The organism is Nonomuraea lactucae (assembly GCF_003313395.1).
In the GTDB taxonomy this organism is placed as follows: domain Bacteria; phylum Actinomycetota; class Actinomycetes; order Streptosporangiales; family Streptosporangiaceae; genus Nonomuraea; species Nonomuraea lactucae.
In genome coordinates this window covers 1-10035 of the sequence record NZ_QNFZ01000955.1, presented here as the reverse complement: position 1 = coordinate 10035, position 10035 = coordinate 1, and the positions used below count along the sequence as shown (strand labels likewise).

Annotated in this window: 9 protein-coding genes and 1 pseudogene; 3 read left to right on the top strand and 7 right to left on the bottom strand. The window is 70.1% G+C overall.

Annotated features, from left to right (window positions below; all coding sequences use genetic code 11):
* On the top strand, positions 1 to 227 hold a 227-nt coding region (locus DQW85_RS33485; protein WP_162795575.1), incomplete at its 5' end, for a hypothetical protein.
* Here DQW85_RS33485 and DQW85_RS33480 read toward each other — a convergent pair.
* The 3 genes from DQW85_RS33480 to DQW85_RS33470 all read right to left on the bottom strand — a co-directional run bounded on the left by DQW85_RS33480 (position 187) and on the right by DQW85_RS33470 (position 3933).
* On the bottom strand, positions 187 to 1026 hold the full coding sequence (locus DQW85_RS33480) for an alpha/beta fold hydrolase (protein ID WP_113703773.1): 840 nt from the start codon (positions 1024 to 1026) through the stop codon (positions 187 to 189). The two genes, DQW85_RS33485 and DQW85_RS33480, sit on opposite strands and share 41 nt — an antisense overlap.
* A gap of 68 nt (positions 1027 to 1094) precedes the next feature.
* A complete protein-coding gene (locus DQW85_RS33475) occupies positions 1095 to 2348 on the bottom strand; it encodes a cytochrome P450 (RefSeq protein ID WP_113703772.1) in 1254 nt (417 codons plus the stop codon).
* Positions 2349 to 2379: 31 nt separating this feature from the next.
* Positions 2380 to 3933, bottom strand: a complete 1554-nt coding sequence (locus tag DQW85_RS33470) for a GMC family oxidoreductase (RefSeq protein ID WP_113703771.1) — start codon at positions 3931 to 3933, stop codon at positions 2380 to 2382.
* Positions 3934 to 4089: 156 nt separating this feature from the next.
* Between DQW85_RS33470 and DQW85_RS33465 the strand changes: the two genes are divergently transcribed.
* A complete protein-coding gene (locus DQW85_RS33465; RefSeq protein ID WP_113703770.1) occupies positions 4090 to 5625 on the top strand; it encodes a long-chain-fatty-acid--CoA ligase in 1536 nt (511 codons plus the stop codon).
* Between the two features lie 11 nt (positions 5626 to 5636).
* Here DQW85_RS33465 and DQW85_RS33460 read toward each other — a convergent pair whose 3' ends face one another.
* Positions 5637 to 6083 (bottom strand): SgcJ/EcaC family oxidoreductase, encoded by a 447-nt coding sequence (locus tag DQW85_RS33460; protein WP_113703769.1) that lies wholly within the window; start codon positions 6081 to 6083, stop codon positions 5637 to 5639.
* A gap of 93 nt (positions 6084 to 6176) precedes the next feature.
* Between DQW85_RS33460 and DQW85_RS33455 the strand changes: the two genes are divergently transcribed.
* Complete coding sequence (locus tag DQW85_RS33455; protein WP_205315604.1) at positions 6177 to 6623, top strand: MarR family winged helix-turn-helix transcriptional regulator; 447 nt, start codon at positions 6177 to 6179, stop codon at positions 6621 to 6623.
* A 28-nt stretch (positions 6624 to 6651) separates the two neighbouring features.
* On the opposite strand, the gene DQW85_RS33450 is transcribed toward DQW85_RS33455, so the two are convergent.
* The 3 genes and pseudogenes from DQW85_RS33450 to DQW85_RS33440 all read right to left on the bottom strand — a co-directional run.
* Positions 6652 to 7911, bottom strand: a complete 1260-nt coding sequence (locus tag DQW85_RS33450) for an SAM-dependent methyltransferase (RefSeq protein ID WP_113703768.1) — start codon at positions 7909 to 7911, stop codon at positions 6652 to 6654.
* 4 nt (positions 7912 to 7915) lie between these two features.
* Complete coding sequence (locus DQW85_RS33445; protein ID WP_113703774.1) at positions 7916 to 9265, bottom strand: FAD-binding oxidoreductase; 1350 nt, start codon at positions 9263 to 9265, stop codon at positions 7916 to 7918.
* A 186-nt stretch (positions 9266 to 9451) separates the two neighbouring features.
* Positions 9452 to 10035: pseudogene (locus tag DQW85_RS33440) on the bottom strand (hypothetical protein); the annotation flags it as partial.

Genomic DNA, 10035 nt, shown 5'->3' with positions numbered 1-10035 from the left:
CCGGGAGGCTGGCCCGCGGCGACGGGCCGCTCTGGCGGGAGGTGCGCCGGGTGCTGGCCGACGACGGCCTCGCCGTGGCGCTGCTCCACGACCCGCCCCGCGAGCCGGGCGGGTTCGTGGTGGAGCGGGCGCTGGAGGTCGGCCTGTCGGGGCGGCGGCCGGTGATCGCGGTGCTCCGGAAGGAGGTCAGGAGGCGGGGCCGACCCAGTCGAGCACCAGCCGGTTGACCTCGTCGGGCCGTTCGAGGTGCAGGAAGTGCCCGGCGCCGGCCACCTGCTCAGCCCGCGACCCCTCGGGCAGGTGGTCGAGCACGCCCTTGGCCACGCCCGGCGCGAGGCAGCCGTCCTGCGCGCCGTGCAGGTAGAGGACCGGCCCGGTGGGGCTGGGATCGACCTCCGGGTAGCGGCCGGAGGACGGCGTGGTGCCCAGCATCGCCCGGTAGTAGCCGATGGCCGCCGCCAGGTTGGCGGGCCGGCCGATGCTGCGCCGGACGAAGTCGAGGTCCTGCCGCGCGTCGTAGCCGGGCGACCAGTCGCGCCAGAGGTTGTCCAGGAAGGCGGGGTCCGCGGCGGCGACCTCGGCCAGGGACGTCTGGAAGAGGAACACGTAGAACGACCGCTTGAGCTGCTCGTACTCCAGGAACCCGGGCAGCAGCGCGCCGGTGGGCGGCAGGGCCATGGCCACCGCCTTCCTGAAGCGCCCGGCGGTGGCGTAGACGGGGAAGGCTCCCCAGTCGTGGCCTATGATGACCGCGTCGTCGCCGCCGCCGAGCTCCTCGTGCAGCGCGAGGACGTCCGCCACGAGCGCCGCGCCCTCGTACGCGCCGTCGGCGGGGACCTCCGTTGGCGCGTAGCCGCGCGTGAACGGCGCGACGGCGCGGTAGCCCCGCTCGGCCAGCCCCGGCATCAGGTGGCGCCAGGTGTGCGCGGTGTCGGGGAAGCCGTGTAGGCACAGCGCCAGCGGCCCCTCTCCCACGGCCAGATACGCGAACTCCACCCCATTGGCGTGGATAGTCCTGATCTCCATGACTGCGAAACCTAGCACTCGCCCGGCCGCGCCGACGGCGTTCCCGGCCGGGCGGGTCAGCGGGTGGGTCAGAAGGTGTAGCGCAGGTGCTTGATGCCGTTGATGAAGTTCGAGAGCAGGTAGTCGGGCTCGCCCACGGACCTGATGTCCGGCAGCCGGGCGAACAGCTCGCGGAACATCACGACCATCTCCCGGCGCGCCAGGTGGGCGCCCAGGCAGTAGTGCGGGCCCGGGCCGCCGAAGCCGACGTGCGGGTTCGGGTCGCGGGTGACGTCGAACACGTCGGGGTCCTGGAAGACGGCCTCGTCGCGGTTGGCGGAGTTGTAGAACAGCAGGACCTTGTCGCCCTTGCGGTAGGTCGTGCCGTTCATGACGTGGTCGCGCGTCAGCGTGCGGCGGAACTGGATGACCGGCGTGGAGTGGCGGACGACCTCGTCGCAGGCCCTGCCGATGAGCCCCTCGAAGTTCTCCAGGAGCAGCCGGCGCTGGGCGGGGTGGTCGGTGAGGAGCTTGAGCCCGTGGGCGATGGCGTTGCGCGTCGTCTCGCTGCCGGCCACCACGAGCAGGATGAAGAACGAGCCCAGCTCCTGGGAGGTGAGCCGCTCCTCGCCGTTGACCAGCAGGCTGACCAGGTCGCCCGTGGGATGCTTGCGCCGCTCGTCGCCCAGCCTGGCGGCCATGCGGTTGAGGGAGTAGCCGGCGCGGAGCAGCCTGCCCAGGCCGCGGGCCATCCGGAGCCGGTTGAGCTCGGCGCCGATGCCGGTGTATTCGGGGTCCACACTGCCGAGGATCACGTTGGTGCAGCGCAGCACGTGGTCGTGATGCTGCGGCGGGATGCCCATCATGTCGCAGATGACGCGTACGGGGAGGCGGGCGGCCACCTGCGTGACGAAGTCTCCCGGCCCTTCCTCGATCGCCTGGTCCACGATCTCGGCCGCGGCCACGGCCAGGTCCGCCTCCAGCTTCGCCAGGACGCGCGGGGTGAACGCCCGCGAGACGATCCCGCGCAACCTGGCGTGCCTCGGATCGTCCATGTTGATCATCGAGCCGAAGTACACGGCGAGCCAGCGCGGCAGGTCGGGGATGCTGTTGGCGCACGGCTGGCTGCTGAAGACCTCCGCGTTCCTGCTGGCCTCCATCACGTCCGCGTGCCGTACGAGGGCGTAGTAGCCCGGCCCGGCCTTGATGAACGGCGCCTGCTGCTCCCGAAAGAAGACCGGCCGGTCGAGCTGCCGCAGCCTTCGGAAGGCCTCCAGGCGGGTGGACCGCGGCAGCCCCCAGAACTGGAGGTGCGACATGTCCAGGTCGGCGTAGAGCGTCATGCGTACACCCTTGTGCAAGTGATCACTTACGTCAAGGGCGTCGCATCCCGCCGAGGATCAGGTCGGCGGCCCGCTCACCGATCATGACGGCGGGCGCGTGGGTGTGCCCGCGATTGAGCGTCGGCATGATCGACACATCCACCACCCTGAGCCCCTCGACGCCCCGCACCCGCAGCTCGGGATCCACGACCGACTCCTCGTCGACGCCCATGCGGCAGGTGCCGGCCGGATGGTAGAGCGTCTCGCCGCGCTCGCGCACCCACTGGGCGAGCTCCTCGTCGCTCTCCGCCTCCTGGAAGGGCGGCATGGGCCCGTCCGCGAAGGGCTTCATGGCGCACGCGGCGAAGATCTGCCTGGCCGTCTTCAGGCCGGAGACCAGCCTTTTGACGTCGCCCTCCCGGGTCAGGTAGGCGGGGTCGATCACCACGTCGCGCCCGTTCAGCCCGACCCTGCCGCGGCTCTCCGGCTGGAGCAGCACCACGGCGATGGTCATCCCGTGCCCGGTCGGGGGCGTGAGGCCGTGGTCGATGAACGGCCCGGGCGCGAAGATCAGCTCGATGTCCGGCGCCGGCTCCTCCTGCGAGGTGCGCACGAACGCGACGGCCTCGCCCACGTTCGTGGTCAGCATGCCGGAGCGCAGCACGATGTAGCGCAGCAGGTTGCCGGCCGACTCGGCCTTGGTCAGCGTCACCGGCTGCCTGCACCGCATCAGCACCCCGGACGTCAGGTGGTCCTGGAGGTTCTTGCCGACCTCGGGCAGCTCGCGCACGAGCGCCACTCCCGCGTCGCGCAGCTCGTCGGCCGCGCCCACCCCCGAGCGCATGAGCAGGTATGGGGAGCCGATCGCGCCCGCCGCCAGGATCACCTCGCGCCTGGCCCTGACCTGGGCGCCGCCGCTGTGCTCGACACCGGTGGCGCGCGTGCCGTCGAACACCACCCGGTCCACGGTCGCGCCGGTGATCACGGTGAGGTTGGCCCGCTTGAGCGCGGGACGCAGGTAGGCGTCGGCCGCGCTCCACCTGCGACCGCGGTTCTGGTTGACGGGGGTGGGGCTGTAGCCCTCGTTCGAGGGGCCGTTGAGCTCCTCCAGGCGCCCCAGGCCCAGCTCCTCGCAGGCGCGGAGGAAGGCGGCCGTGGTGACGTTGGGGCTGCGCAGCTCCGAGACGTACAGCGGGCCGGCCGAGCCGTACACGCCGCCGTGGTTGCTGCCGACGCGGCGCTCGGCGCGCGTGAAGTAGGGCAGCACCTCCTCGTACGACCAGCCCGGCACCCCCCACTGGTCGTAGTCCTCGCGGCAGCCGCGCACCCACATCTGCGCGTTCATGGAGGACGAGCCGCCGATCACCCGGCCCCTCGGCCAGTAGAGCTCCCGGCCGGACATCTCGGGCTGCTTGGCGGTCGTGTAATTCCAGTCGTAGGCCGTCTTGAAGAGCTTCTTGAACGCCGCGGGCATGCGGATCTCCAGCTTGTCGTCGCGCCCGCCGGCCTCGACCAGCACCACCGACACCCCCGGATCGGCCGACAGCCGGTTGGCCAGCACGCAGCCGGCCGACCCGGCACCGACGATCACGTAGTCGTACTCCATTGCTCCTCCAGGGGACAGCGACGTGGTACCTGCTTACTCCAGGCGAGCAGACTCGTCCATATCCCCCTGTGGCCCACGTCACCTACCGGCCGGTATGGTGCGCTGCGAGGATAACGCGCAATCGTCCGCGTAAGCCGCCATAGGGAGGAAAGCGTCATGCTCAACCTGTCGATCATCCTGGAGGACAGCGCCAGGAAGGCCCCCGACGGCACGGCCGTCGTCTTCGGTGACATGCGCCTGCCGTACTCCATGATCGACAGCGTAGCCCGGCAGGTCGCTAACCTGCTGGTCTCGCGCGGCATCGGCAAGGGCGACAAGGTCGCGCTGGCCTGTCCCAACCTGCCCTACTTCCCGTTCGTCTACTTCGGCATCCTCAAGGCCGGGGCGACCGTGGTGCCGCTGAACGTGCTGCTGCAGAGCCGCGAGATCGCCTACCACCTCGACGACTGCGAGGCCAAGGCGCTCTTCTGCTTCGAGGGCTCGCCGGAGCTGCCGCTCGGCGAGCGGGGCAGGGCGGGGTTCGAGGCGGCCGAGGGGTGCGAGCACTTCTTCGTGCTGCCCGCCACGCCGCTCGCGACCGAGTCGGAGTACGGCGAGTCGATCTGGGCGGCGCTCGACGGGATGTCGGCCGAGTTCGAGACCGTGCAGACGGCGCCCGACGACACCGCGGTGATCCTCTACACGTCCGGCACCACGGGGCAGCCGAAGGGCGCCGAGCTCAGCCACCAGAACATGCTGATGAACGCCATCGTCAGCGACGAGATGTTCCCCGCGGCCGAGGGCGGCGACGTGTTCCTGGCCGTGCTGCCGCTGTTCCACTCCTTCGGGCAGACGGTCATGATGAACGCCGGCCTGCGCCGGGGCGCCGCCATCGTGCTGATGCCGCGCTTCGACCCGGGTGACGCGCTCGCGCTCATGCGCAAGGAGGGGGTGACGCTCTTCTCCGGGGTGCCCACCATGTACTGGGGCATGCTGACGAAGATCCACGCCGAGGGCGCGGAGGTGCCGACCACCCTGAACGTGGCGGTGGCGGGCGGCGCCTCGTCGCCGGTGGAGGTGCTCAGGGACTTCGAGCAGACCTTCGGCATCGCCATCCACGAGGGGTACGGCCTGTCGGAGACCTCCCCGGTGGCGAGCTTCAACCAGCCGGGCCTGCCCACCAAGCCGGGCACGATCGGCACCCCGATCTGGGGCGTCGAGATGAAGCTCATCGACAGCGAGTGGAAGACGGTCGAGGACGACGAGCCCGGCGAGATCGCGATCCGCGGCCACAACGTCATGAAGGGCTACTACAACCGGCCCGAGGCCACGGCGGAGGTGATACGCGACGGCTGGTTCCGCACCGGCGACATCGCCACCCGCGACGCCGACGGCTACTACGCGATCATCGACCGGGCCAAGGACATGATCATCCGTGGCGGGTTCAACGTCTATCCGCGGGAGCTGGAGGAGGTGCTCATGACGCACGAGGCGGTCTCGCTCGTGGCGGTCGTGGGCGTGCCCCACGAGTCGCACGGCGAGGAGGTCAAGGCGTACGTCATCCGCAACCCCGGCGCCACGGTCACCGAGGACGAGCTGATCGCCTGGAGCCGGGAGAACATGGCGGCGTACAAGTATCCGCGCCTCGTGGAGTTCCGTGACACGCTGCCCATGACGGCCACCGGCAAGATCCTCAAGCGCGAGCTGCGCTGACCGGGCGCGCCTCACGCTCCGCGCGGCGCGCTGGCGGGCAGGAGCCTGAAGGAGACGGCCTCCATCAGGCTCTTGCGCTTGGTGTTGTGGAAGGCGGCTATCCGCCAGCGGCCGTCCGCCTCGCGGACCAGCGTGTAGGTCTGCACCTTGCCCAGCGCGCGGGGGCGCTTGCGGCCCACGTCTCCCGTTCCGAGCACGACGGCGGCGTCCGGGCCGAGGAAGCGGATCTCGACGAGGTCGTTGAACATCACGGTGCCCTTGAGGAACGCGCCGAACAGCGCCTGGTGGCCGGCGGCGATGTCGGCGCGGCCGCGGTAGACGGTGCCGACGAAGGTGGTGTAGGTGGCGTCCTCGGTGAAGCAGGCCCCGTAGGCGTCGCCGTCGCCACGGTCCCAGGCGTCCTTGAGCTGGTCGAACAGCTCTCGGACCGCCCGCTCGCCGGTCTGGATGGTGGCCATGCGCACTCCTCTGATAGCTTGCTCGATGCAACCTCTGCATTGAGCATTTATCTGTTTGCTTGCAGATATTAGATTAGAGAAGAGGAATCTCCCGTGTCAACGCCGCAGTCCGCGGTCTTCCGCCGCTACCTGAGCGCGATGGTGCTCAACAGCCTGGCCACCGCCGAGGCCGCCGGGCTGAACGCCACCGACTACTACGCGCTCAACCTGCTCGACCTGAGCGGGCCGCTCACCTCCGGCGAGCTGGCCGCGCGGACCGGGCTGACCACCGGCGCGACGACGCGCCTGATCGACCGGCTGGAGCGGGGCGGCCACGTACGGCGGGCGGCCGATCCGGCCGACCGGCGCAAGGTGATCGTGGAGTCCGCGGGCCGGCCGGAGGGCCTCGACACCGTGCTGGCCGGGACACGGCGGCGGATCGGCGAGCTGCTCCAGAGCTTCTCAGCTGAGGAGCTGGCCGTCCTGTTCGACTACTTCGGCCGGGCCGCGACGGCCTACCAGGAGGCCACCGACGAGCTCGTCAGCCAGACGCGCAGCTGAGACGGGCCCGCCGGAGCCGCAGGAGGGATCAGGGCCAGTCGAGGGCCGGGCGGAGCGGGACGCCGGAGTGGCCCTCGTCGTCGAGCTTCACGCCGAGCACCTGGTGGAGCTGGACCTTGTTGCGCTCGAAGCCGACGATGCAGCCGGCCATGTAGAGGGCCCAGACCCGGGCGGTGCCCATGCCGACCTCCTGCACCGCGTCCGCCCAGTTGGCGTCGAGGTTGTCGCACCAGTGGCGCAGCGTCCTGGCGTAGTGCTCGCGGAGGTTCTCCTCGTGGCGGATCTCGAAGCCGGTGTCCTCCATCTGCCTGACCAGGTAGCCGACCGACTCCAGCTCGCCGTCGGGGAAGACGTAGCGGTTGATGAAACCGCCCTTGTTGAACGTCTTCTCCGTGCCGGTCGGCCGGGTGATGCAGTGGTTGAGCAGGCGTCCGCCCGGCCTGAGCTTGCCGTACAGGAAGGAGAAGTAGGACGGCAGCTTGGCCTTGCCGATGTGCTCGGTGAGGCCGATCGAGCTGACCGCGTCGAAGCCGGACTCGGAGACGTCGCGGTAGTCCATGTGGCGGACCTCCGCCAGGTCCTGCAGCCCCGCTTCGGCGATGGCCTGCTGGGCCCACTCGGCCTGCTGCTTGCTGAGCGTCACGCCGAGGGCCTTGACGCCGTAGTGCTTGGCCGCGTGCATGACCATGCCGCCCCAGCCGCAGCCGACGTCGAGCAGCCGCATGCCGGGCTCGAGCCCGAGCTTCCGGGCCACCAGGTCGAACTTCGCGAACTGGGCCTCCTCGAGCGTCGAGGACTCGGAGGGGTAGACCGCGCAGGTGTAGGCCATGGACGGGCCGAGCACCCACTCGTAGAAGCGGTTGGAGACGTCGTAGTGGTGGTGGATAGCCTCGGCGTCGCGCTGCTTGGCGTGGCGGGAGCCCAGCCTGGCCATCGTGCTGCGCCGCACCTCCTGCGGTGGCGGCGGCACCCGCATGAGCAGCGGCTTCAGGCCCAGCGCCCGGACGGCGGCCACCTTCTCGGCCGGCGTCAGGTCGTTGGTGGTGATGTTCCACATGCGGTCGAGCACGGTGTAGAGGTCGCCGTGCAGGTCGATGTGCCCCGAGACGTAGGCCCTGGCGAGACCGAGCTCGCCCGGCGCCTGCGCCATGTAGGCGACCGCGATGGGCGACTTCACCTCAAGGCAGATGTCCGCCCCGTCGGGACCCGCCTTGCTGCCGTCGTAGGCCATGAAGGCGATGTTCGCCTTCGGGCCGACGATCTTCTCAAAGATGGATGCCAGTGCCATCTGCTCACCTTCCCCGCACACACTTGTCGTACAGGTCCAGCAGGCGCCCGTCCGGGTCGTATTCCCGCTTGACCGGCCAGTAAGCATCGCCGTTGTAGAGGCCCCAGAACTGCTCACGGGCGTAGAAGGAAGTCGAGTAGAGCGACTTGTGCCCGTCGAGCTCGTGCACCGTGTTCTCGATGAGCCGGTTGTGGTAGCCGTCGAACTGCCCCCGCGGCAACGGGACCATGCCCCAGAAGCCGAAGTTCACGTAGAGCCGGCCCGGCTCCAGAGGGTAGAGCGGCCAGCGGGACGACGCCCGGAGCGGGCACATCCACACCGGCGTCATGCCGACCTTGGCGTGGAAGAAGTCGAGGAACTCGGCGCCGCGCTCGACCGGGGTCTCGACGTCCTGGATGACCGACTCCTGCACGGGCCGGCCGCTCCACCGGTCGATCCGGGCGGTCACGCCGGCCCTGCGGTCGAGGGCCACCAGCTTGCGGTAGACGTCGGAGCGCATCCAGCGGCGCGGCATGAGCGAGCGCACCACGGGCTGCTGCACGCCGAACGCGCGCGAGCACCAGAACCAATCGGTGTCCCAGCGCCACAGGTAGTCGCGGATCGTCAGCCAGTCGCGGTGCCGCTGCCTGATCGACTGGTAGTAGATCCGCATGCCGGTGTAGTCGGAGGTGTAGGGGGCGCGTTCGGCGAAGCGGCCCACCGTGACGTACATCTCCTGCGGGCCGAAGAACACGCCGTCGACGAAGTCGACGGGCTCACCGTCGTGCTCCATGCGCTCGCAGATCTCCTGCATGGCCAGCATGCACTTGTCGGCGTCGGCGAACGGGATGTGGGTGAGCTTGACGAACGGCTGGACCGGCCTGAGCTTGATCTTGATGCGCAGGGCGTAGCCGAGCGTGCCGTAGGAGTTGGGGAAGGCGCGGAAGAGGTCGCGGTGCTCGTTGTCGTCGCGGGCCACGACGACGCGCCCGTCGCCGGTGAGGATCTCGAGCTCCTCGACCGACTCGTGCGGCAGGCCGTCCCTGAAGCTGGTGGACTCGATGCCGAGGCCGGTGACGGCCCCGCCCAGCGTGATGGTCTTCAGCTGGGGGACCACGTACGGCATGAGGCCGTGCGGGAGCGTGGCGTCGACGAGATCCTCGAAGGTCGTCATACCCTGGACCTCGGCCGTCATCGTGGCCGGGTCGACGCTGATGACCTCGTCGAGGTCCCTGGCCGACAGCTTGGCGGTGCGGGCCTGGTCGCGAAACCTGAAAAGGTTGGACGTGGCCTTGGACAGCCGGGGCGCGGCGCCGCCGGGGATCTCCGCGTAGGATCGCCGGATCTGCTCTACTGCCCGTCGGTGCGTCGACATGGTCGTCGTCACCTGAAGCACCCCCCTTGAGCTCGTAGAGATCGTCCGTAAGAAGGTATCTCCCAGGGGCAACGTCGAACAGACCGGGGTCGTTAAAGACACGAAAACTGTTCATCGTGCCCGGTGAAGCCCCTGAGCGGTAGATGCAGCCGAAAATCCACCCGATCATGGGCAAAACGCCGCGGCTCAGGCCCCAACGGTGAAGCTGGTGATCACCTGCCGCATGAGCCCCCTGTGGCGGCCCCACTGGGGCTCGGTCATCGCCCAGGAGACCGTGTAGGAGGCGTGGTCAGCGACGACCACGCGCCGCACCTCGCGATACCTCGCGCCCGGCCTGGCCCACGGCGCGCCGCCCTGGCCCGCCGTGTAGGCGAACTCCCACTCCACGGCCTTGACTCCCTGGTGGACGGCCGTCCTGCGGCCGACGACGCGCAGGTCCGGCGCGCTCTTGCGGAGCTCGTCCTCGGAGTCGCGGAGCAACTGGTAGGGGTCGCGGGTGACGTAGGAGGCCGCCACGCCCAGGTGCCCGGTCCCGCCGCGCCGGGTCCACTCGGTGTAGGCCTCCTCGCGGGCGCCCCGCCAGCCGGTGGGCCGCGCGATGGACCAGCCGTCACGCGACCTCCACACCCGCACGGCCGGGACGGTCCTCACCGGCGTGGGCGTGGGGGTGACCGTCTGGGCGGGGGTGAGGTCAAGCGTCGGGGTGGCGGAGGGGGTGGGCGCGCCGGCCAGCGGGCTGGAGGCGGCAGCGGGCCGCGCGGCGCCCGAGG